Origin of the sequence: Methanorbis rubei (assembly GCF_032714495.1) — an archaeon.
GTDB classification, from domain to species: Archaea; Halobacteriota; Methanomicrobia; order Methanomicrobiales; family Methanocorpusculaceae; genus Methanocorpusculum; species Methanocorpusculum rubei.
The window spans coordinates 1-23,979 of the sequence record NZ_JAWDKB010000003.1; the positions used below are offsets into that span (position 1 = coordinate 1).

Annotated in this window: 19 protein-coding genes and 1 tRNA gene; 9 read left to right on the forward strand and 11 right to left on the reverse strand. The window is 48.1% G+C overall.

The features are described from left to right. Positions 1 to 507: 507 nt before the first annotated feature. From McpCs1_RS03515 to McpCs1_RS03525, 3 genes are all read left to right on the forward strand, one after another. Positions 508 to 2,049, forward strand: a complete 1,542-nt coding sequence (locus tag McpCs1_RS03515) for a sodium:solute symporter family protein (RefSeq protein ID WP_338095877.1) — start codon at positions 508 to 510, stop codon at positions 2,047 to 2,049. Positions 2,050 to 2,312: 263 nt separating this feature from the next. Then, positions 2,313 to 3,017, forward strand: a complete 705-nt coding sequence (gene pyrH, locus McpCs1_RS03520) for a UMP kinase (protein ID WP_338095878.1) — start codon at positions 2,313 to 2,315, stop codon at positions 3,015 to 3,017. 197 nt (positions 3,018 to 3,214) lie between these two features. Further along, positions 3,215 to 3,970 carry a hypothetical protein gene (locus McpCs1_RS03525; RefSeq protein WP_338095879.1) on the forward strand — a complete coding sequence of 252 codons (756 nt, stop codon included), beginning with the start codon at positions 3,215 to 3,217 and terminating at the stop codon, positions 3,968 to 3,970. 245 nt (positions 3,971 to 4,215) lie between these two features. Here the strand turns inward: McpCs1_RS03525 and McpCs1_RS03530 are convergent, their stop codons facing one another. Both McpCs1_RS03530 and McpCs1_RS03535 read right to left on the reverse strand, forming a co-directional pair. Beyond that, positions 4,216 to 5,718, reverse strand: coding sequence for an amino acid permease (locus McpCs1_RS03530; RefSeq protein WP_338095880.1), 1,503 nt, complete (start codon positions 5,716 to 5,718; stop codon positions 4,216 to 4,218). A 7-nt stretch (positions 5,719 to 5,725) separates the two neighbouring features. Continuing rightward, on the reverse strand, positions 5,726 to 7,993 hold the full coding sequence (locus McpCs1_RS03535) for an Orn/Lys/Arg family decarboxylase (protein ID WP_338095881.1): 2,268 nt from the start codon (positions 7,991 to 7,993) through the stop codon (positions 5,726 to 5,728). 383 nt (positions 7,994 to 8,376) lie between these two features. On the opposite strand from McpCs1_RS03535, the gene uvrC reads away from it, so the two are divergent. The 5 genes from uvrC (at position 8,377) to McpCs1_RS03560 (ending at position 13,572) form a co-directional block, all read left to right on the forward strand. Then, positions 8,377 to 9,951, forward strand: coding sequence for an excinuclease ABC subunit UvrC (gene uvrC, locus McpCs1_RS03540; RefSeq protein WP_338095882.1), 1,575 nt, complete (start codon positions 8,377 to 8,379; stop codon positions 9,949 to 9,951). A 425-nt stretch (positions 9,952 to 10,376) separates the two neighbouring features. Continuing rightward, on the forward strand, positions 10,377 to 11,246 hold the full coding sequence (locus tag McpCs1_RS03545; RefSeq protein WP_338095883.1) for a transglutaminase domain-containing protein: 870 nt from the start codon (positions 10,377 to 10,379) through the stop codon (positions 11,244 to 11,246). Positions 11,247 to 11,310: 64 nt separating this feature from the next. Then, on the forward strand, positions 11,311 to 12,354 hold the full coding sequence (locus McpCs1_RS03550; RefSeq protein ID WP_338095884.1) for a toll/interleukin-1 receptor domain-containing protein: 1,044 nt from the start codon (positions 11,311 to 11,313) through the stop codon (positions 12,352 to 12,354). A 26-nt stretch (positions 12,355 to 12,380) separates the two neighbouring features. Then, positions 12,381 to 12,842, forward strand: a complete 462-nt coding sequence (locus McpCs1_RS03555) for a hypothetical protein (protein WP_338095885.1) — start codon at positions 12,381 to 12,383, stop codon at positions 12,840 to 12,842. A gap of 10 nt (positions 12,843 to 12,852) precedes the next feature. After that, positions 12,853 to 13,572 carry a TIR domain-containing protein gene (locus McpCs1_RS03560; protein ID WP_338095886.1) on the forward strand — a complete coding sequence of 240 codons (720 nt, stop codon included), beginning with the start codon at positions 12,853 to 12,855 and terminating at the stop codon, positions 13,570 to 13,572. An 80-nt stretch (positions 13,573 to 13,652) separates the two neighbouring features. Here McpCs1_RS03560 and McpCs1_RS03565 read toward each other — a convergent pair whose 3' ends face one another. The 7 genes from McpCs1_RS03565 to McpCs1_RS03595 all read right to left on the reverse strand — a co-directional run bounded on the left by McpCs1_RS03565 (position 13,653) and on the right by McpCs1_RS03595 (position 19,361). Continuing rightward, on the reverse strand, positions 13,653 to 14,099 hold the full coding sequence (locus McpCs1_RS03565; protein WP_338095887.1) for a hydrogenase 3 maturation endopeptidase HyCI: 447 nt from the start codon (positions 14,097 to 14,099) through the stop codon (positions 13,653 to 13,655). 13 nt (positions 14,100 to 14,112) lie between these two features. Next, positions 14,113 to 14,184 (reverse strand) — tRNA-Gly (locus tag McpCs1_RS03570). Between the two features lie 83 nt (positions 14,185 to 14,267). After that, positions 14,268 to 15,173, reverse strand: a complete 906-nt coding sequence (locus McpCs1_RS03575) for an alpha/beta hydrolase (protein WP_338095888.1) — start codon at positions 15,171 to 15,173, stop codon at positions 14,268 to 14,270. Positions 15,174 to 15,230: 57 nt separating this feature from the next. Next, complete coding sequence (dnaJ, locus tag McpCs1_RS03580) at positions 15,231 to 16,412, reverse strand: molecular chaperone DnaJ (RefSeq protein WP_338095889.1); 1,182 nt, start codon at positions 16,410 to 16,412, stop codon at positions 15,231 to 15,233. A 25-nt stretch (positions 16,413 to 16,437) separates the two neighbouring features. Beyond that, positions 16,438 to 18,318: a molecular chaperone DnaK gene (gene dnaK / locus McpCs1_RS03585; protein WP_338095890.1), complete on the reverse strand. Its 1,881-nt coding sequence runs from the start codon at positions 18,316 to 18,318 to the stop codon at positions 16,438 to 16,440. Positions 18,319 to 18,339: 21 nt separating this feature from the next. Continuing rightward, positions 18,340 to 18,861 (reverse strand): nucleotide exchange factor GrpE, encoded by a 522-nt coding sequence (locus McpCs1_RS03590; protein ID WP_338095891.1) that lies wholly within the window; start codon positions 18,859 to 18,861, stop codon positions 18,340 to 18,342. A 179-nt stretch (positions 18,862 to 19,040) separates the two neighbouring features. Further along, positions 19,041 to 19,361 (reverse strand): hypothetical protein, encoded by a 321-nt coding sequence (locus McpCs1_RS03595; protein WP_338095892.1) that lies wholly within the window; start codon positions 19,359 to 19,361, stop codon positions 19,041 to 19,043. A 357-nt stretch (positions 19,362 to 19,718) separates the two neighbouring features. On the opposite strand from McpCs1_RS03595, the gene McpCs1_RS03600 reads away from it, so the two are divergent. After that, on the forward strand, positions 19,719 to 21,407 hold the full coding sequence (locus McpCs1_RS03600) for an AMP-binding protein (protein WP_338095893.1): 1,689 nt from the start codon (positions 19,719 to 19,721) through the stop codon (positions 21,405 to 21,407). 408 nt (positions 21,408 to 21,815) lie between these two features. On the opposite strand, the gene McpCs1_RS03605 is transcribed toward McpCs1_RS03600, so the two are convergent. Both McpCs1_RS03605 and thiC read right to left on the reverse strand, forming a co-directional pair. Continuing rightward, positions 21,816 to 22,568 carry a hypothetical protein gene (locus tag McpCs1_RS03605; RefSeq protein WP_338095894.1) on the reverse strand — a complete coding sequence of 251 codons (753 nt, stop codon included), beginning with the start codon at positions 22,566 to 22,568 and terminating at the stop codon, positions 21,816 to 21,818. 50 nt (positions 22,569 to 22,618) lie between these two features. Beyond that, on the reverse strand, positions 22,619 to 23,896 hold the full coding sequence (thiC, locus tag McpCs1_RS03610) for a phosphomethylpyrimidine synthase ThiC (RefSeq protein ID WP_338095895.1): 1,278 nt from the start codon (positions 23,894 to 23,896) through the stop codon (positions 22,619 to 22,621). Positions 23,897 to 23,979: the final 83 nt, after the last annotated feature.

Consider the following 23,979-nt stretch of genomic DNA (forward strand, 5'->3'; position numbering starts at 1 on the left):
GTAGTAGTAGTAGTAGTAGTAGTAGTAGTAGTAGTAGTAGTAGTAGTAGTAGTAGTAGTAGTAGTAGTAGTAGTAGTAGTAGTAGTAGTAGTAGTAGTAGTAGTAGTAGTAGTAGTAGTAGTAGTAAGAAAAAAAGAAAAAAATTCCATCTCGTCATAAGCAATGATCTCACGAAATTATTTCGTTGGAAGTTACCCGTTGATGAATATTTTTAAACACGAAAAATCTAAAATAATTCCTTTCCGTGCTGTTCACGTCTGCTCCGTGATGTTTTCTCCGTGAAAGCTCCGTGTTTTCTGTTTTTCCGTGGGCGGAGCTGCATGCGGCCAAGGCATCCCATCTCACCACAAACCGAATATGTTATATGACAACACGTGTCACTCTTATAGTATGATTCTTGGATTACCTGACATCACCGTCTACACCGTTGGCGGAACAATAGTTGTCGTCTTTATCCTCCTCATCGTCTGGGGCCTCACCTTCCCCAAAGGAGAGGAGGAATAACCCATGGCCCTTGCTCAGGAAAGCACATTCATCACCCTCGCCTTAATCGTCGTCTACTTTGTCGTACTGCTTGGTATCGGCATCTGGGCCTCCAAAAAGATCAAAAACTCTGAAGACTACATGCTCGCCGGACGAAGCCTCGGCTTCTGGCTCTTCACCCTCTTAATCGTCTGCTCCATATGCAGTGGAATGACGCTCGTCGGCAGCAGCGGATTTGGCTACACCTCAGGCTGGCCCGGCATCTGGGAACAGATCTTCGTTCCCCTCGCAGCAGTCTTCTGTATCATCTTCTTTGGATCCAAACTCAATAAAGTCGGCAGAGAAAAAGGATGCATGACCATCGAAGACTACTTCGCCGTCAGGTATGAAAACAATCGCGAACTTCGAGCACTCTCTGCACTTGCAAGCATCGCCGTCAGTCTCGTCTACCTCGTCGGTCAGTACACCGCCATCAGCATCGTACTTATCTGGGTGTTCGGCATCGAACACTGGCAGGCACTCCTCATCTCAGGAATAATCATCACCGTCTACACCGTGATCGGCGGACTTTACGCAGTATCATGGACCGGACTCGTGCAGGGACTCATCCTCATCTTCGGTGTTCTTCTCGTCTCCCCGTTCATTCTCAGCTACGCAGGCGGTCTCGAACACATTAATACTGTGCTTGCATCGATCGACCCGAACCTTGTCATGCCGGCATTCCCGAGTGCTTATGCCTCGTACGCCTACTGTACGCCTGAGTTCTTGTTCTCGTTTGGAATTTTATTGATAGTTGGACTTGCCTGTGCTCCCCACATCATGTCCAACGTCTTTGCCGCGAAAAAGGTCTCCTACTTCAAGTGGTCGCCGCTTGTCGCGTTCGGCATCTACCTTGTCATCATGTTCTTAGTCAAACTCTCCGGCATGGGAGTTCGTGTCATGGCAGAGGACGGAAAACTTGACATGATCACATCAGCCAATGCTCAGGACTTCGCTCTGATGTACGGCATTCAGGCAGCAGCCCCGAGCATCTTCATCACCGGATTGTTCGCGGTCATCGTTCTTTCCGCAGTCATGTCAACAACCGACCGACTGATGCTCACGGTTGGAACAGAGTTCTCCTGGAACATCTTCAAGACTATGCTCAAACCCAAGGCAAGTGAGAAACAGGTGGTCCTCGTCAGCCAGATTTGTGTGCTGATCGCAGCAGTTGTCTCCCTGATTCTTGCAATCAATCCGCCGGAGATGCTTGCCTTCCTGATCTGGGTTGGAATCGGTCTGATGCTCTGCTCGTTTGCAGTTCCGCTTCTCGCAGGACTCTACTGGAGACGTGCAACCGCTGCCGGAGCGATCGCGAGTATGGCTGTTGGTCTTGTTTCCGCAGTCGGTCTTGGCTACTACTATCAGTTTGTCGAGAAGCTGCCGATGCACTTCTCGATTTATGCACTGGCTCTCTCGATTATTACGATGGTTGTCGTGAGTTTTATGACCAAGAAAAATTCGGACGAGGCTCTCAACGATACCTATACCGGCCCGTTCCTGCACCCGAGAAAACTTACCAAATAACTTTTTTTAGTTCGATCAAATATCTTATGTCATTTCAGGTAAGAGTGTTTACCAATGATTCTCGGTCTCCCTGACATTACTGTCATCGCTGTTGGTGGAACCATTGTTGTCGTGTTTATCCTTCTCATCATCTGGGGTCTGACGTTTCCAAAGACTGAGGAGTGAGAAACTTTTCCTGCGTTTTTCTTTTTGTTCCCAGCCTCGGCGGCATCAATCCAATAGGACATATATGCAAGGACTGAACAAATATATAAGGAATTTTCATGACGCGGGTTGTAATCTCAGTTGGAGGATCGGTTCTGGTACCGACACTTGACACCCATCGGCTGATGGAGTGGGCAGACGCACTCAAAAAACTGGTCAAAGCCGATCATCAGGTATTTGCCGTTGTGGGCGGGGGTGGGGAAGCCCGCAGATATATCAACGTGTGTCGTGACATCGGGCTTGACGAGGCATCTGCTGACGAGTTCGGCATTTTAATCACCCGCATTAATGCAAGACTTCTCATCTCGGCTCTTGGCGAGTATGCATATCCGAGAGTTGCCGAGTCCTATATGGAAGCAAAAGAGTTTGCCCTGACCGGCAAGATTGTGGTGATGGGCGGCGTTACTCCAGGGCAGACTACTGATGCGGTCGCCGCATGTCTTGCGGAAGAGACCAAATCATCGATGATGATCAACATGACCGCCATTGACGGCATCTACTCTGCCGACCCGAAGAAAGATCCGTGCGCCGCCAAGTACGATACGCTCAGCCCGCAGGGACTGATCGATCTGATCATGAAAGAGAAACTCTGTGCCGGCAGCAACATGGTGATCGATCTGGTCGCTGCAAAAATAACCGAACGCTCCGGCATCCCACTCGTCGTCATCGACGGCCGCGACCCGTCACTCATCTGTCAGGCATTACTCGACGGATGTTTCTCGGGTACGATTGTCGGTGACAAAGTTGTCACCTTCCCGCTCTAACCTTTTTTGTAAATATTTTTTCCGTAGAAAAATATCATGTGAATAATATTTTTTGTATTTTGCTTTGCATGATGTTTCGTTTTTCTCTCATTATGATTCCATGCTCAATACATTTATCTTCGTTACTGTGCATAAGTAGCAGTACGAAAAATCGGTTTGACAAATAAAATCTGTTTCCGATGCAAGAGGAAGTATGCATGCATAATCCCAAACGACTCCTTCTCACTATTTTTATCGTGATTCTCATCCTCACCGCTCCGGCATGGATGTATTTTGGTCCATATGCTGTCCTCAGTTACTTCAATGGAGAAAAGCTCTATACTGTTTCAATCACCGGACTCGAAGATGCCAATATCACTGAGCAGGTAGAAATTCTTGTCCCGCTTCCGCAGATGCGCAACGAGTCAATGTTTCCGGACAGCATATACTCTCAGCAGTTTGACGGCTGGACATCTGAAGTTCGGACGACAGATAACGGTACTGTGTTGGCATTTCGATCAACATCCCTGCCGGTGAAAAATCTTGATGCAGCATTTCATCAGTCACACATCATTTCAGAATCCCTGCCCGACCTGCGTGGTTATACTCCTCCGCTTTCGATGCCGCCCGAGTTGGTGATGATTACCGGAGTTACCATAACTCCTGAGATAGAGAATGTTTCACTCAATCTTCTCCTCATTGCCAGTGTGAAAAAGACCACCGCCCATCTCCTGATTCCCTATGGCATAACCTATATCACCAAATGCCAAACAGAAGTATCCGGAGGATCAGTTGCAGAACCTATTCTTCTGACTCCTGTCAGTTGGGCCATTCCCTGGGATGTCAGCCCGTCTCTGCTTTATAATCCGCTATTTGTAGCCGATTTTCCAAGGCATCTGTCTTCTGGAAGATTCTTTGATTTAGATAATGAGAGGGGAATGGAGAACTTTTTCGAGAGCCGAACTCAGGTATGAAAAAAAATTATCCAATCGAAAAAAGATCATCACTGTTGGCGACAATCACTATCTTGTAAAAAACATCTGGACACAATTCCTGTTTCGTGTGGTTCGTGTTTCAAAAAATCTCAAAGCAGTACCACGTTGAAAAATAACTCTTCCGAGGTCGTACGTCACTTCACAGAATCACACCGCGTAACTCCTATTGAAAAAATTACTCCAAACAGATCTAAACGAAAAAAAAGAGGTGGAAGAGGAGTCACTCACTCCCCATCTTCAGCGAGCCAGGCCTTGTACTCCTCTTCGCTCGGCTTCCAGGAAGGCTTCTTCAGCTTCCGCAGAATCATCGGCGGCAGGAGAATAATTGCCAGAACTGCTACCAGCATACTGACCACATACATGATCGTCTCGTCCAGTCCGAACGCCGCACCATTTGTCTCCGGCAGAAGTCCGACCACGAAGGCAAAGACCAGTGTCACAAGAGCAACACCGCCCACAAGCCACATACCGAACTTTCCTCCCGGAAGTTTGTACGGACGCTCAACATCAGGCTTGGTCCTCCGCAGCTTAATGAACGCTGCGAACAGGAACATGTACATCACTCCGTTAATCAGTGAAGTCATAGCCGTTAAGACCCAGTATCCCTGATTAATCGAGGGGATTGCAATCATTGCGATCGCAAAGATTGAGGAAATAATTGCCTGGACAACCAGTACACCGGTCGGCATACCGTGCTTGTTCACCTTGCGGAAGATTGGCGGAAGATCGCCCGTCATTGCCGCTGGCTGAAGACCTTTTGCAGGACCGACAACCCAGGTAGACAGCTGAGCGATAACACCAATCGCGATCATAATCGAGACAGGGACAATCAGCCACTCAATATTGAACGCGGTGAACATCGCGAGGAACGTCTGCACAATACCTGCATTCAGGCTTACATCGGTCATCGGAATAACAACACCGACCGCAAGCGTACCAAGAATGGACATGATACAGATAATTGCTGCTGCAATAAACATTGCAATCGGATAATCACGCTTCGGATTCTCAGTTTCGCGTGCATGATATCCGGCCATTTCCATACCGGCAAACATCAGAACAAGACTTGCCGCAAAGGTCACCGTACTCATGTTCATCGAAGGCAGCATATTCTCTACCGTCGGCATACCAAGAGCGTTCGGATTGCCGAGTGCAAGCCAGACAATCATCAGCACCACAATGATGCCGATAGGAATCAGCGAACCAAAGAAGGTACCAACCGTTGACAGCGTGGTTGAGCTTCTCGCTGTGCTGACGAAGTTAAACAGAGTAACTCCCCAGAAACAGGCGAGCATCACAATTGCCATGTAGAGATGGTTGTCGCCAAGGTAGGGTGCGAGAATCGCGTACGCCAGCGTTGCCGCAAAGAAGGACACGACCGTTGGGAACCATACCAGATTGTTCACCCAGGAACACCAGATAGTAATAAAACTACCATCTCCCGGGTATGCCTCCTTAACCCAGGCGTAAATACCACCGGCTTTCGGCCAGGTAGAGGCAAGTTCAGCAGCAACGAGAGCTGTTGGAATCAGGAAACATACGGTAAACAGCACATACCAGAAGATCATGCTCCATCCTTCCATTGCCATCGTCGGGAAGTTCCTCAGACTCAGAACTGCCGCGACGTTGATCATGGCAAGGGAGATGACGCCAAGCTTCTTGTTGGTGCTTAATTTTTTCGCCGAGGCACCGGATGCGGTGCCTGCGGCGGAAGGTGAATCAGCCATAATTCAGTTACTCCTTTAAACAGTAGATGTAATACGTTCCATCAATTGCCTCTACTCCATGAGTGTCATGGGCAAATCCGGGGAACTTGCGGTCAAACTCCTGCAGGGTCTTCAGGTACATCAGAATCGGACCATCAGCTTTTCCTGCATTTTCTCCGGGCATCAGCATGGGAATTCCCGGCGGATACGGAACAACTCCGGTTGCAACAACACGGTTTGCCATTTTATCGACCGGCAGCTGTTCGACCTGGGACTTGACAATATAACGGTGGGCATCTGCCGGCGTCATAACCGGAGTCGGCATAACCGCACATGCTTCGTTCGCAAGCTGGGTCTGACGGGTGGATTTGATCTGTTCATGCATCTCTTTTGCGAGACTCTTCAGCGTCATGCCGCCGTAGCGTTCCGGATGGGATTTGACCAGGTCCGGCAGGACAACTTCGAGTGGCGTGTCTGCATCGAACAGACGCTTGAAGTCGAAGAGTGCCGACATAAGGGTTCCCCACTTTCCTTTGGTGACTCCCATCGAGAACAGGAACAGAATATTGTAGTCGCCGGACTTTTCGTTGATGATTCCCCTCGTGTCAAGGTAGGCGAGCACAACTGCTGCCGGAATACCAAACTCTGCATGGGTTCCGTCATCATTCATTCCTGGTGTCAGGATGGTGACTTTGATCGGGTCAAGCATTGCCCAGTTCTCGGACATCTCCGGGAAACCGTGCCAGGCATCTCCGGGTTTGAGTGTCCAGCAGCTCGGGGTTCGTGCGAGGACTTCGGGGTCTGCTGCTTCGAACGCGACCTTCTTGCCTCCGGGCATAGTGACCGTCTCTGGCTGCCATGCCTTGAACCACCAGTTGCCTGCTTTGCAGATGCCGAGTTCGCCGCAGGCCCGTGCCATCATCTGACGGAACCTGACTGCTTCATCGATTGCTTCCTGCATGAGTGCGTCGCCGCCCATGTCCATCATCTTGGAGGAGACGTCGAGGGATGCGATGATGCTGTACTGCGGAGAGGTGGATGCATGCATCATGAACGACTCGTTGAAGAGTGCGTGTTCGAGCGGCTGCTTTCCGTTCTTGATATGGATCATCGATGCCTGCGAGAGTGCGGCAAGCAGTTTGTGCGTGGACTGCGTGGTGATGACGGTCGGTCGGTCTGCTGCCGGACGGCTGTCGTCATGCATGCCGAATCTTCCGGCGTACATTTTGTTGAACTTTGCGTAGCCGTACCATGCTTCATCGAAGTGGATGGTGTTGACGGTCTTGCCAAGAAGGTCTTCGGCATGGACTGCGTCGTAACAGACACCATCATACGTGGAGTTGGTGACAACTGCCACGACCGGAGTTTTGTTCTCGGCTTTGGATCCAAGCGGGTGTTCGGCAAGTTTCTTTGCAAGATTTTTCGGATCCATCTCGCGTTCCGGGATGGGCCCTAAGATTCCGTACCGGTTTCTGGTTGGAATCATGTAAACCGGAATGCCATGGTCAAGGGTGAACGCCTGTTCGAGAGATTTGTGACAGTTTCTGTCAACAAACACGACTTCCTTTGGGGCGACTATTGCTCCCTGGACGACACGGTTTGAGGTGGAGGTGCCGTTCGTGACAAAGAAGGTCATGTCGGCGCCAAAAACTTTTGCAGCATACTCTTCTGCTTCACCGATCGGACCTGAGTGGTCAAGCAGACTGCCGAGTTCGCCGACCGAGATGGAAAGGTCAGAGCGGAAGGTCTGTTCTCCGTAGAATTCGTAGAAAAGTTTGCCGATCGGGGATTTGAGGAACGCAGTTCCTGCGGTATGGCCCGGGGTGTGCCAGGAGTACTCAAAGTCTTCGGAGAAGTCCATGAGTGCGCCAAACATCGGCGGAAGAATTGCTTTGCGATATTTGCGGGATGCGGATTTGACTCTTCCTGCGATGAACTCGGGAGTGTCTCCGAGAATCCATGCGTACTCGTCGATGGTGGAGAAGACGTCAAGCGGAAGCGAGGCGAGGTCTCCGGGTTCGGTGAGCAGAAAAATGCTGACGTATTTATTATGTTCCCGGATGAGTTTGATCAGATCTTTGGCACTCTGTGCTTTCCAGTCGATCATTACGCAGTCTGCCATTGCGCCATTTGCAATGAATCCGTCCTTGAGTCCTTCAAAGGTTTCGACACAGATCACGTTCATTTCATCATTTTTCAGATGATCAATGAGTGCCTGCATGTTACGTGCAAAGGCACTGCCGGATTTTGTGTCGGCCCCGATTATCAGGACGGACAGAGTATCTGTTGGTTCCATAGTTTTCACCTGTGATTTTACAACGTTTCTGGTTGTATGCTGAACTATTCTCTTTGTGTTAATAAAACCATATCAATCGTGACAAATTATGATGAATTTTTTGTTACATTGGATATATTTATATAAAAATTTCAGATATCATGCTGTATTTTTTGTCACGATGCATTGACATATATAGGGGTCAGCAGTGTTTGTACGGATTATTTTTTTGGAGAATGGAGGAATTCGTTTTTTTGTGAGATGATATTCTCTTCCGCGCAGAATCGGGAGTTTTTTTGCAGGAAAAAATGATTTTCGTCTGCGAGGGTCTTTGGCACTTCGTGACCCCTGGATGCAGGAAGGAGTTACTATTTAATTTCACCAATCGAATGATTATCCTACGAATGAATCTGGTGTCTCCGCCGTTTTCTCTTGCTGATATTCCGCACAGCCCTGGCTGTTATCTTTACAAAGACAGCACAGGGAGGATCATTTATGTGGGCAAGGCGAAGGATCTGCGAAAACGGGTGTCGTCCTACTTTCAGAAACGGGATCATGATCCAAAGACGCAGAAGCTGGTGCAAACGATTGCGGATGTGGAGTATATTGTTACCCGGACTGATGAGGAGGCGTATCTTCTGGAGAACAGCCTCATCAAGCGTCATCAGCCGAAGTATAATATCGATCTGCGGGATGCGAAGAGCTATGCATATATTGAGCTGACGAAGGAGACGTTCCCTCGAATTACGATTGCCAGAAAGGCGAAGGGTGCGGGACAGTTTTTCGGGCCGTTTGTTTCGGGGAAGGAACGGGATTATGTGATGACCGTGGTCAAAAAAACGTTTCGTCTTCGGTCCTGCAAGAGTATGCCAAGGAATCATCGTGCGTGTCTGCGGTTTCATATCGGAAACTGTACCGGCCCCTGTGCCGGACATGTGAGTGCCGAGGGCTACGCTCTCCAGTGTTCGCAGGCCGAGGCGGTGCTGAAAGGAAAGACTGCGGAGCTGATCGGTTCTCTGACTTCCGAGATGAATCAGTATGCGGATGCTATGGAGTTTGAGGCTGCGATGCGGTGCCGGGATGTGATTACTGCGGTGACGCATCTTTCGTCACGGCAGTATGTGTCGCGACAGAAGGATTATGATGAGGATGTGATTCATTTTATTGTTTCTGAGGGGACGGTGTTTCTGATGGTGTTCCATGTGTATAAGGGGACGCTCGGGGGACGCGAGGAGTTTATTTTCGAGGAGTCGGATGGGTTTTTCGAGGAGTTTCTGGTACAGTTTTACTCGGACCATCCTGCTCCAAGGGAGGTGATTGTGCCAGAAGCTGTGGATGAGGGGCTTGCTTTGTATCTTGGAACGATTGCGAAAAGAAAGGTGGTTGTGACGGTGCCAAAGATCGGGGAGAAGGCGAAGCTGCTGGAGCTTGCGAAGAAGAATATCGAGACGGTGCACTTCGGTGATGAGATTCGGGTGGAGGAGCTGCGAAAGGCTCTGCATCTTGCGGATGCTCCGCGGGTGATTGAGTGTTTTGATATTTCGCATCTGTCAGGGACCGATACGGTTGCCTCGATGGTGCAGTTCCGAAACGGTCGGCCTGATAAGAAGAACTACCGGAGGTTTCGGATTAAGACGGTTGACGGTATTGATGATTTTTCGTCGATGGCTGAGGTTGTGCGAAGGCGGTACTCGCGGCTGGTTTCTGAGGAGAAGGAGCTGCCTGATCTGATTTTAATCGATGGAGGAAAAGGGCAGTTGTCGTCTGCGAAGCGGGTGTTGGATGAGCTGGAGGTTGATGTGCCGGTGATTTCTCTGGCGAAGAGTGAGGAGGAGGTGTTTGTGTCAGGTGTTCCGTTCCCGCTGCCGTTTGGAAAGAAGACGCGGGCGAATATGTATCTGCAGGAGGTTCGTGATGAGGCGCATCGGTTTGCGGTGACGTATAATCGGTTGCTGAGGAAAAAGCGGGTGTGTGGGTGAGTAGAGGGGGAGGGTAACTTCTCAATGGTCAGGCAGTCTTATGGTAGATATTTGGTGTTCGGGTTGGTGATTTTCAATCAACATCTTTTCAAAGTAGCATCGGAGAATTATCCAAAATGGTTCTATTACTCTTGAGTACAATATCATCTCTCTGAATTCCAAGGAATTGGGTCTGATAAAGCAATTACCATGGAGCACATTCAGAGAAAATATTTAATGTTTAAAGAGCTCCAAAGTATCGGTTCCGTCCTCTGAATTATTGGAGAGAGTGAATCTGGTAATGGGATCACTTTGGAACAGAGAATGAATAATAAATGCGATAATATATTTCTTTCTAATTATGGAAATTCATTATTACCAAAATGAATGGATAATACTATAGAACTTGATTAGGGGTTGAAAAACATCATATGATAACATGGATCATGAAACGGATTACAAAACTGCTGGATAGAGATCTCGAAGGTATTGATGAAAAAAACTTACTCGATGAAGTGAAAAAACAGAGAGACACATTCTTTTTCCTTGTAGTGCTACTGTTGTGTCTACTCGTAATTTTTCTTACCGTATCGACATATTTGAACGAGGTCCCTGAATCACAAATTGAGAACTATTTCTCCACTCAGTATTCTAATGAATATTATCTGATGGCTGAAGAGGAAATTCAATCAATTCTCGTTAAATCAGAGACTATCCCTGATCCAATTGATAAACTTACAGCAATAGCCACATGGGAAATAGATAATTTTACAAATGATCTCGAATACCTGAAATGGAATAAATCATACAATGGAACACAGAAAATCAACGCTGACTACATCTATGACGAAGACGGAAGAATTCGTGCAGTTAGTGGAAAATATCAGAATGATCCGCATTGGATAGCATATCATAAGATAGGTGCTTGTGGGGAACTTACAGCTCTGTTTGGGTATGTGGTCAATCGTTCTGGTTTTGAGACTCGAAAAGTTTGGGCAGAGTATGCAGATAATTTCCAAAACCATGCATGGGTCGAAGTTAAGATAAATGGGGAATGGATGTATTTTGATCCGACAATTTACTGGAATAACCACTACAACAGAGAGAATATCACTCGGACAGAAAAATGGTACGGATCACTGGATGAACAGAATCTATGGGGAGTTCTGGCATTAGGTGTATATGATAAAGAGACAGGTAAAGATGTGTGCGCAGAAAGATATTATAATATTAACCAGGTGAATAGATGGATTGTTTGGTATTATGATATAACGAGGAAGGCTAATTATTATCTAAATGCATTATTGAATAAGTAATAGAGGTACACGTGCCTGCTACTTTAGTTGCTATCAGACTATATCTACAAATAAACACATAACCATGGAAGAAAAATTAGATCAATATTTGGAAATGATTTCTGCTCAATATGTGGAAAATGAACAGTTGTTATTGGCAAAAATTATTGTCAATGCTGAACATGACCTACAAAGTAGATATGATGTCTTAAGTGAATATTACGAATACAGGCTCCTATTATCCGTACCAAAAGAACTCTATTTATCATGTGTAAACGAAAAAAAAGAACTTGAAGATCAGATTCTCAATGACATCCAAAAATGTTCTCTATCAGACAATAGAGATATTATATCAGTCATGATCTCTATGATCCCTAGTGATGGTGATTGGAGAGAACAAACAGGCTTATTGCTCTCGGAGAATCCTGTTGTATCGCCATCAACCGAAGCAAGACTTTGGGGTGATTCTCCAATACATGTTTTTTTCAGTTATTCCAGTACCAATCTCCCATTAATACGATCAATAAAAGAAAAATTATCTGAAATGGGAATAAACCCCTTTGTTGCTGAGGATGATATTCAGCCATCAGAACGATGGGCAGATGAAATTCGCAGTGCTTTGTCTTCCATGCACATCATGATTGCTTTCCTTACAGAAGATTTTCACCAGAGCATTTGGACAAACCAGGAGATTGGTTTTGCGATTGCCCGTAAAATATCGATAATCCCAGTCGGTTTGGGTGCGAAACCCGAAGGATTTCTCTCCCAGTTCCAAGTCCTTACTTGTGATACAGAACAGATTGCGGATAAATTGTATCATAAATTTTGCCAATTATATCCAGACTGCTCTCAGAAGTTATTCTTGAATCTGGCGTTATACAGATTTGAACATGCAGGGAATTATGAATCGGCAAATAACGCAGCCCGTAGCCTATATTCTCACAAGAATCTTTCTGAAGACATGATAAAGAGGGTTATCAACGCGTACAACTCCAACGATCAGATTCGCGGAGCATACGAGATCATGAAGCCAGCATCAAACTCTCTATCCCAAATCATATCTTATTTACAGGAAGTAACTGGACGAGAATATCACATACATCATGGCATCCTCTCAATAAAAGAGTAATATAGTATTATGGCGAAGATATCATCATGACGAATGAGATCAGAGATGCCCTCTCCTCCTACGATACCACCTCTCTTCACAAAGAGATTGATCTCATTCAAAACTGTATCTCTCGGATGGCTCAAAACTCCTTTTTAATAAAAGGCTGGTCAATTACCCTTATTGTAATTACATGGGCAATACTTGGCAAAGAATCGGGATCCTGTCTATCTCTATTATTATTAATCATTCCCATTCTTGCATTTTGGGGACTTGATGGATATTTTTTGCGGTTGGAGCGAATGTATCGTAAAATGTATGAATGGCTACTTAAAGCTAGAATTGAGGAAAAAAATTTCACCAAACCATACGATTTGAATCCATCTCGATTCCAAACAGATGTTGCATCCTGGCTTAGGGTTGTGTTCTCAAGAACACTTCTTTCGTTCTATCTTACATTGGTTGTAATCGTCATTATTGGTGCAGGAATAATGTTTTGTATTTCATAAGGGAGTTTTCATGAAACGACAAGTCTTTTACAGTTTTCATTATGCAAACGATAGCTGGAGAGTGCAACAGATTCGACACATTGGTGTTTTTGACGGGTCGCCATTGCTCTCTGCAAACAAATGGGAAGAAATTAAACGCACTGGTGAATCCAATGTGAAGAAATGGATAAATGACAATCTCAGGATGCGAAGCTGTACAATTGTTCTCATCGGTGAGGAAACTTCCAACCGAAAATGGGTAAAATACGAAATAGAACAAAGTTGGAGAATGGGTAAGGGCGTAGTCGGACTTTACATTCACAATCTTAAGGATAGTAATGGTAAGGGATCGAACAAAGGTAAAAATCCTTTTCGCGGCATCATTATTGATGGGGTAGATTTGGAAGCAGTTGTACCTGTGTATGATCCTCCAGACACAATTTACTCGTCAGCATATCTCAATATACAAAACAATATTGAAGGATTGGTGGAAAATGGAATTAGTATTAGAAATGCATATGAATCACAAAAATCTCTGGTAGCCTCCAAACCGGTAACATGTGATAATAGTAACATAGTGACTGCCCTTGCTACCGCAAGTGTAGTCATCTTGGCTGGCCTTGCTGTTTATGCTTATCTAAACAAAAGACACGATGGTGCAACAGCATATCATTGTCCGTTCTGTGGTACTCTTGTTCCTGCAAAAAACTCACGATGTCCTGTGTGCCACTCATATTTGAAATATAGATAGTTTTCCGGACGGTCATCAATACTCGTAATTTTATCTAAATCTTTTTTCAAGCTCCACAATCCCCATCACTCCCCCATCCCTCACAGCTCCATAATCCCCATCACTCCCCCTTCCCGCACAGCCCCAACAACCTCCTCCACTCCTCCCCGCACAGCATCACTCAACCCCTCTCCCTCCCCCATCCATCCAGGCTGCACCCCGACAACCACAATTCTCTCCGCAGCATCCGCCAAAAATCGTACCAAATGTGAAAGCGCCATCATATGCGTACCAATCGCAGTATCATGAATCCTCTCCTCAGGAATCCTCCTAACCGATCCTGCCGGAAGCCCCATCTCCGCAGCATCCACAATCACCAATAACTCAGGATGAATCCTGCGAACCAACCCGGTAAAATTTTCCGGCGCCGTTCCGCAGTTGTAGGCAACAGCATCCGGCAGACCTGCTGCAATAATTTTCTCAGCAACAGCAGGCCCTGCTCCGTCATCACCATGCAGAGAATTTCCAACACCGAAAACAACAATCATATCAGAAAAAGAGTGCATCGACCGGGACTCGAACCCGAGTTTAGGCGTTGGCAACGCCTAGTGATAACCACTACACTATCGATGCAAGATTGCACTAACTACAATGACGTCTATGCATTAAAACAATTCGGTTTGTAAATTAAGAGCCGCAGCGTTTGAAAAATAAACTCAGCAGTTCCCTACAACCCTCTCCATAAACAAAAGAATGCGGCTGCAGTACTCACGATCCTTGGAAACATGCAAAAGATCACTTCCCTGTACCACAAAATGATCTCCTGACTCACGCAGCCAGAACTCAGCAGACGCAGGGGCAGCGTCCCGGAGACGCATCAGATTTACTGGCGGCACCTCGCGATCATACGCCGCTGCCGCAAACAACGCCGGACGATCACCGATATGTGCTGCTTGCAGTTTCGGCACTGCTGAATACACCACGTCCCCAAAATTCAGCCACAGAGCCGCACGCACAAACGGCCGTTCAATCTCGCAGAGGAAATCAGGGATCCCATACTCCTTCATCGTATCAGTCACCACATCCTCAAACGACGAGTACGCAGACATCGCAATAAGACCATTCAGATCCTCAAGCATCCCAAACGCCACTATTGCCGCGGCCCCGCCCATCGAAACCCCGTGCAAAACAATCGGCAGTCCCTCATATCTCTCCTGACTTTGCACGTACGAAACCACCGCAGCAACATCCGCCGTCTCCTCGTATCCGAGACACACTTGGCTGCCATCACTCTTCCCGTGCCCGCGAACCTCCAGAAGAACTGATGCATAACCGTTCTCCTCCATCAACTTCGCATGTCCGTAAAACTGCGTCACCGAAGGCTGATGAATTCCCGACAAATAGATGATCACAGCTTTCGGATTTTTTGGCGACACCTCAGAGATCCATACCTGATACCCGTCTTCTGTTGTCAGAAACTGTTCGTTCGAAGAAAGACCAAAATTTTCTGGCGAAAAAATCTGCTGCATCGGAGAATTACTCAGCTCATAACTCACATGTCCTGACGTCATCGCAGAAACAATCATCAGCGGAGGTACCGCGAGAACAAATAAAACAGTCACGACAATAATAATCGCAGCGAAAAAAATTCGCCTGCGTTTTTGATCCATAAAAAAATATTATTTAAAGAAGCCGCGCTTCTTTTTCTTCTCATCTTTTTGTGTCTCAGACTCAGAAGAACTCTTTTCCTTCTTCTCTTCCTTCGGCTCCTTTGCAGGTCTCTCCTTCGGAGCATTTCCTTCCGCTGCTAAGAGCTGCTCATACAACTCCCGCTCTGCTGAAGACAGCTTCTTTGGTGTTGCAATCACAATCCTCACCAACAGATTGCCGAAGTTTCCGCGTCTCCGCACTCCTTCGCCGGGAATCCTCAGACGTGTGCCGTAAGCAATGCCTGACGGAATCTTCAGAGACACCTTCTTCTTATCCAGCGTCTCGATCTCGACCTCGCATCCGAGAGCTGCCTGTGCCGGAGTAATCTCATACTGAGTTACCAGATCATCATCCTCGCGGTCGAACTTTGCGTTTGACGCGACCCGCACCTCAATATAGAGATCCCCGTTTGGCGCTCCATAGTCTCCGGCCTCGCCATAGCCCTCCATCCGAAGCCGCATCCCGGACTCAATGCCCGGCGGCACATGCACGGTAACCTTTCGCCTGACCTTCGTCCGGCCGGTTCCGTTACATTTTTTGCAGGCCGACTCAGGGATTTTTCCGCGCCCGCCACAGTTCGGACAAGGGGCAGCAGTCACCATCTGACCGAAGATAGAGTTTCTCACCTGCTTGATCTGACCGGTTCCGCCGCACTTCGGGCAGGTCGTTGTTTTCTTCGTCGTGCTTCCGGTACCATCACACTCAGGGCACTGCTCGGTGTGCATCACCTCAATTTCTTTCTGCGCACCAAACACCGCATCTTCAAGAGTAATCTGGATACGCATCAGCAGATCATCGCCCTGACGGGGGCCGGACCTGCGTCCTCCTCCCCCCCCGCCAAAGAACGAATCAAAGATGTCGCCGAACCCGGAGAAGTCAGCAGTATATCCACCGCCGCCCGGGCCGCCGTAGCTTCCCTTCGAAGCATTCGCGAAGTTTTCGTGTCCTAACTGATCATACTGGCGGCGCTTTCCATCATCCGACAGAACCGAATACGCCTCATTGATCGACTTGAACTTCTCCTCAGCTCCCGCGTCCTTGCAGACATCAGGGTGATACTTCTTGGCAAGGTTGCGGTATGCCTTTTTGATGTCCGTCTCCGTTGCCGTGCGGGGAACACCCAAAACATCATAGTACGATTCCGAACCCATATGTGGTCACCTGAAAAGAAGGGATTTAGTCCTTCTTTACTTCGTAGTCTGCATCAACCACGTTGTCGTCACTCTTGCCGCAGTCGCCGCTGCAGTCAGGTCCGCATCCTTCGCCAGCCGCACCCTGCTGTGCCTGCTGCTCCTGCTGGACCTTCTGATAGATCTTCGAGGTCACCGCAAACACAACTTCCTGCAGAGCATCCATCTTTGCTTTGAGATCTTCTGCTGGTGCATCATCTTTCGCGAGAACCTCTTTCAGCTCTGCTGCTGCTGCCTCAATCTTCTCCTTGTCCTCGGCATCGATTTTGTCAGCAGTCTCTTTATCGTTCACGAGTTTTTCTGCGGCATAGACAGCGTTGTCCGCATTGTTGCGGAGCTCAATCTCCTCGCGGCGCTTCTTGTCCTCTTCCTCGTACTGCTTTGCATCGTTGACCATCTTCTCGATCTCATCATTCTTGAGATCTTTTCTGCCGGTAATTGTCATCGACTGCTCGTGACCGGTACCGAGATCTTTTGCCGAGACATGGACGATACCGTTTGCATCGATGTCGAACGTAACTTCAATCTGCGGCATTCCGCGTGGTGCCGGAGGGATGCCGGTCAGCTGGAACTTGCCGAGGCTGAAGTTGTCGCGGGCGAACTGACGTTCTCCCTGCACGACATGAATCTCAACAGAGGTCTGGTTATCTGCTGCCGTGCTGAAGATCTGACTTTTTCTCGTTGGGATGGTAGTGTTTCTCTCGATGAGTTTGGTTGCAATGCCGCCGAGAGTCTCAATGCCGAGAGTCAGCGGGGTAACATCGAGAAGGACAACATCCTTGGTCTCTCCGGTAAGGACCGCTCCCTGAACTGCTGCACCAAGAGCAACACACTCGTCAGGGTTGATGTTCTTGTCAGGCTCTTTGCCGAGAAGTTTGCGAACCGTGTCCACAACTGCCGGTACACGGGTCGATCCACCGACGAGAAGCACATGGTTGATGTCGGATGCGTTGAGGTTTGCGTCACGCAGTGCCTGCTTGACCGGCTCGACCGTTTTCTGTACGAGGTCGTCGATCAGCTGCTCGAACTTTGCACGGGTTAAGTCCATGTCAAGGTGTTTGGGTCCTGATGCGTCTGCGGTGATGTAAGGCAGGTTGATGTTTGCCTTTTGCAGGGAGGAAAGTTCGATCTTTGCCTTTTCTGCGGCATCCTTTAACCGCTGGGTGGCGACCGGATCCTTTCTGAGGTCAACGCCTTCCTTCTTCTTGAACTCGTCTGCGAGGTAGTCGATGACTCTCTGGTCGAAGTCGTCGCCGCCGAGACGGTTGTTTCCTGCGGTCGATTTGACTTCAAAGAGTCCGTCGTCGAGTGTGAGGATGGACACATCGAAGGTTCCTCCGCCAAGGTCATAGACAAGAACGGTGATCTCGTTCTCTTTGTCAAGTCCGTAGGCGAGAGCTGATGCTGTCGGCTCGTTGATGATACGGAGGACTTCAAGACCTGCGATCTTTCCTGCATCTTTGGTTGCCTGACGCTGTGCGTCGTTGAAGTATGCGGGAACGGTGATGACTGCCTTCTTGACTTTTTCTCCGAGGTAGGACTCTGCATCGACTTTGAGTTTCTGCAGAATCATTGCGGAAATTTCCTGCGGCGAGTATTTTTTGCCGTCGATGTCGACTGCGTAGTCAGTTCCCATGTGACGTTTGATTGAGCTGATGGTGCGGGTCGGGTTGGTGATTGCCTGACGTTTTGCAACGTTTCCAACAAGACGTTCGCCGTCTTTGGAGAAGCCGACGACTGACGGCGTGGTTCTGAATCCTTCGGAGTTTGCGATAACGATCGGGCTTCCGCCTTCCATGACGGCGAGACAGGAGTTGGTTGTTCCGAGGTCGATACCAATTACTTTGCTGCTGATTTTATCTGCCATTGATTTCACCTGTATAATTTTTTATTGTTTTCCAGCCGAGACTGCAACTTTTGCATGACGGAGAACTTTGTCATGCATGAGGTAGCCGCGTATTGCTTCGTCCACAATCATTCCTTCGGGGATGTCGGAAGGGATGTGGGCAACCGCTTCATGATTGATTGGATCAAACTTTTTTCCTTCGGCATTCATTGGCTCTACACCGTTGCGGGAGAGGACGGAAAGATACAGTTTGTGTATCTGTTCAAGTCCTGCCCGGAGATCTTCGTCACCGCCTTTGAGTGCACGTTCGAAGTTGTCTAAAACGTCAACCATGTCGCGGGCAAATTTTTCGTTTGCATAGCGAACGGTGTTTTCTGCGTCACGCTGGTTTCGTTTTTTGTAATTTTCAAACTCTGCGACGAGACGGAGATACCGATCATTTGCTTCGTCACATTTTTTGGTGAGTTCTGCGATCGGGTCAACCGGAGTCTCTTCAACGGTAGTCACCGGAGTTTCCTGTTCCGCCGGTTTTTGATCTTCCGGGGTTGCTGTTTTTTTCTCCATGGTAATTACCTGAATACTTGTTACGACTAATTATTTGTATTGCGGTTCTATATAAACATTTGTTTTGTGAGATATTATGGATATTTGGCAGTTCGAGAAAAGAAGTTGTTTTGTGAGAATTCGGGGAAGTTCAGGTTTTGATAATAGTTACCAAAGGTAAGGGAGCGCAGAGGGTTTGTTTATGGTTTTGGTTTGCCGACTTCGGCCTCTGGATCTTTTTTGCGGTAGAGTTTTATGAGTTTCCAGCAGAGGAGAATAAGAGCGACTGCTGTTGTGACCGGGAAGAGGAAGCGAAGGCTGCCGCGAAAGATGTTGACATGTTCTGCCGGAATTGTCTGAAGCGGAGAGCCTTCGTATGCATGCATTTTGAGGATGGCGGTGTCGATGATCGGCATGCCGTAGGTTTCAAAGAATGAGCTGAGGAGAACGTCAGTTGCAAATATTGCAAGAAAACAGCAGGTGGCAACTGCTATCCAGAGCCTTTGGATTCTTCGTCCCATGATTTTTTCTCGGTACTGTTTGTGTATAATTGTTCTCGTGGAAAAGGATTTTGTTTGTGAGCGCTGCTCCGCCCACGGAAAAACGGAGCACACGGAAATATCACGGAAAAATAAACATCACGGAGCAGACGTGAACATCACGGAAATGAATTGTTTTTGAAAATATTCGCCACCGCGTAAACTCTATTGAAATAATTATTTTTGGAATCATTATTCATTTCCGTGCTGTTCACGTCTGCTCCGTGATGTTTTTCTGTGAAATTTCCGTGTGTTCCGCTTTTCCGTGGGCGGCTCATAAGTAAACAAAAGTGAACCCCGCGAGGTTTTATCACCGCATGCGTTCAACATTAGTACTGCATGACCGAAACGGCATCCCACAATATGACTGATTACGAGGAAACCTACTCCACGTTTTCTATTGCCGTGCCGGAGTATTACAACTTCGGATTCGACGTAGTCGATGCATGGGCGAAAAAAGATCGAAACAAGCTCGCCATGATCTGGACTGATCAGAAAGGCAAGGAGAAGTACTTCACCTTCCGCCATATGATGAATCTGTCCAATCAGATTGCGAATATGATGTTCAAGCAACATATCGGCAAAGGCGACCGCGTAATGATTATGCTGCCGCGGGTTCCAGAGTGGTGGACCTTTGCGCTTGCAGCAATTAAAATTGGCGCTGTGTTCTGTCCTTCCCCCTGCATTCTTACTCCGCACGATCTGAAGTACCGTATTAATCAGGGCAAGTTCAAGATGATCGTGACCGACTCTGAGAACGCGTGGAAGATTGAGGAGATTCTCCCTGACTGTCCGACGCTTTCGGTGAAGTTTCTGACCGATGGCGGACTTCCCGGATGGATAAACTATCAGACTGAACTTGTTCATCCTGCCCGTGCTTCAACCCGGCTCATTCCGCTGGCACGCACTGTCCGGACGAAAGCAACTGACCCTATGCTGATCTTTTTCTCGTCAGGAACGACCGGCGAGCCAAAGATGGTTTTACATACGCACTCCTATCCGCTCGGCCACATTGTGACCGGCAGGTTCTGGTATGATTTAACCGAACGCGATCTGCATTTCACGGTGGCTGACACCGGATGGGGCAAGTCGTCGTGGGGCAAATTCTATGGGCCATGGATGGAAGGGGCCTGTGTGTTTGTCTATGATTACCGCGGAAAGTTCAACGCAACCGAGCTTCTGCCGTTGATCGAGAAGTACGAGATCACGACGTTTTGTGCGCCGCCAACAATTTTCCGCATGCTGATACTTGCGGATCTGAAAGGTTTTGACTTCTCCGAGCTCCGCCAGTGTGTGTCTGCGGGGGAAGCGCTGAACCCTGAGGTGACGCGTGTCTGGGAGGAGGCTACCGGCAAGACGATCTATGAGGCGTACGGCCAGACCGAGACGGTCGCAGTTATTGGTACGTTCCCCTGTATGCCGAATAAACCTGGCTCGATCGGTAAGCCTGCACCAGGATGGTGCGTGCAGCTGCATGATGATGCCGGTAATGAGGTGCCGATGGGTGAGGAAGGCAAGATTGCGATCAAGACGAAGGATCCAAAACCGGTCGGTCTCTTTAAGGAATATCTGGATAATCCCGAAGCTACGTCTTCGGTGTTTGTGAACGGCTGGTATTATACTGGTGATAAGGCGGTGAAGGATGCTGACGGTTATTTCTGGTTTATGGGCCGCGATGATGATATCATTAAGAGTTCAGGATACCGGATTGGCCCGAGCGAAGTTGAGTCTGCGTTGATCGAGCATCCTGCGGTGAAGGAGTCGGCAGTTGTCGGGAGTCCTGATGCTATCCGCGGTGTGATTGTGAAGGCGTTTGTGGTTCTGAAGGATGGATGGAAACCATCCGATGAGCTTGCAAAGGAGCTGCAGAATCATGTGAAGAAGACGACTGCTCCGTACAAGTATCCGCGTGCAATTGAGTTTGTGGATGATCTGCCAAAGACTATCTCAGGAAAGATCCGGAGAGTGGAGCTTCGCGAACGCGAGATGCGGCGCTATCAGGAGTTGCATCACGGCGACTCTGAGTAAGGATTATAATAATTTTTTTTTGAAACGCGAATCGCATGCCTGCGGCCTGCTCACCGCTTCGCGGAATAACGCGAATAAAAAAAATCGCCAATGACGATTTTTAAGGGATTACCAAAATTATTTTGTGAATATTTTTCGTTGTGGTGATCATGCGATGAATTTTTTGAAAAATTATTTTGTGAATATTTTTTTGATGTGGTGATCATGCGACAAATTTTTTTGAAAAATTATTTTGTGAATATTTTTCGTGGTGATGATCACATGGCGGATTTTTTTTTGAAAATCTGGTAGTAGTTTTTGCTCTGTAAGTTTAGGGTTATACTCAGAAACAATCTGGAAAATGTTACGCACTTTAGGGTTATAACCCTAAAGAAATTTCCAGTATCACCAAACATTTTGCCCATAACCCTAAACATTTCTTCCCCAAAACGTACACGGCACCCCGATCCCGCACTTGCCGCACACATCACATCCCGGATACACCGCCTCATTCTCCATACACATCATAAAACATCGTTGCCGATCAAATCCTTCCGGCGAAAGCGCTCCCGCGGGACATCTCTCAAAACACTTCCCGCACGTTCCCTTCTGCTTGTAAAGACACAACTCCTCTTCAAGAGGAACATCAGGCTCAACCGGAATACTCGCCGCAAACGAACTCACTCTTCCGCAGCATCCCATCCTCGTAATCAGCATATTGTTTACCCCGAACGTTCCAAGGCCCGCAAGCACCGCAAAATGCCGATGAGACCATCTGCTTATGAGCAAATCACCGGAAAATCCTGCTGCCTGCCCCGGCAATGCAGCCTTTCCCCCGTTTCGTTCAATCAGCTCTACCAGATGATCATTCAGCTCAGCAAACAGTTCGTTCGTCTCAGAATACGCCCGTGCCCATTCAGGTGATGCGGCAGTTCCCTCGCGATTCGTCTCGGCGATAACTTTTGCGAACGGCAGAAAATATACCACAACCACACTCGCATCAGCAAGAAGATCTTGCGGCATCAGATGATTCAGTGACACGGCCTGCTTCAGACTCTCTATCGAGGGGCTCTTTGCATCGCAGAATCCGACAATTGGCTCGCCCCATCGTGTGGCAATGCCGGAACGTTCTTCGTAGTCTTTGACAAACCTGCCGACCGCCTCCGTAATCATCTGCTTCATAAATACTGATTGATGAACCTGATATCACAATAAGGATATCGAAAAAAAGATTAGAAGTGGAAGTTCTTCTGCACAATCTTAATCGCACAGAAATCGCCGCACATCGTACATGCATCCGTATCAGCAGGCATTCTTGAGTTGCGGATCTCCTTTGCCCTCGTTGCATTCAGAGCAACCGCATACTGGCGGTCCCAGTCAAGATCGCGTCTTGCATGGCCCATCTCCAGATCCAGCTCGCGGGTTTTCGGCAGCTTCACCATATCGCCAACGTGAGCCGCAATGCGGGAACTGATCACACCCTCATACACTTCCTCAGCGGTTGGCAGGGCAAGATGCTCGGCAGGCGTCACGTAACAGATGAAGTCTGCACCTGCTGCGGACGAAACAGATGCTCCGATTGCCGCAACGCGGTCATCATATCCCGGAGCAATGTCGGTCACGAGCGGGCCGAGCATATAGAACGGCTTGTTGTTGGTAACCCGCTTCTCCAGCTGCACATTGGTTGCGATCTCATCGAGCGGAATGTGTCCGGGTCCTTCCATAATACACTGAACGCCTGCCGCATGTGCCTGATCGGCGAGCTCGGCATTGATCAAAAGCTCCTGAATTGCCGCACGATCGGTTGCATCATGACAGGCTCCTGCCCGCATACCGTTGCCGAACGAAAGCGTGACCTCGTGCTCTTTTAAGATCTCCACCAGATAATCGAATCTGCGGTAGAGCGGATTCTCCTGCTCGTTGTGCAGCATCCATGCGGTCATGAATGCGCCGCCACGGGAGACAAGGCCGCCGTGACGTCCCTGATTCTTCAGCCGCTTCACCGTCTCGTAGTTGATTCCGGTGTGGATTGCCATGAAGTTTGTTCCGAGTTTTGCCTGTTCCTCAGTGATCTTGAACAGATCATCCTCGTCCATGAAGACCACGCCGCCTTTCTTGCGTGCGGCCTCGATGAATGCCTGATAGAGAGGAACCGATCCGACCGAGAGCGTTGTCGCTGCAATGACGCGGCGGCGGATGTCAAGGAAATCTCCACCGGTTGAAAGTTCCATCAGAGAATCTGCGCCGGCAAGCTCTGCCTGTCTGGCTTTTTCGATCTCTGCTTCCACGTCCACGATATCTGAAGAGGTTCCAAGAGACGCATTTACTTTGGTGCGAAGACCCGAGCCGATACCGCAGAGCTTTACGTTCCGGTACGGGCTCATCGGAATTACAATATGTCCGCCTGCGATGCTGCGGCGGATGAAATCCTCGGTCACTCCTTCGGCTGCCGCAACGACCTTCATCTCTTCGGTGATGAGGCCGCGTTTTGCGTCTTCCACAATTGTCATGGATAGTAATCAGCAGAGATGTAATATAAATCTATTTTATATTAATTAATACAAATACAATTTAATTTGTGATGCGGGCAAGT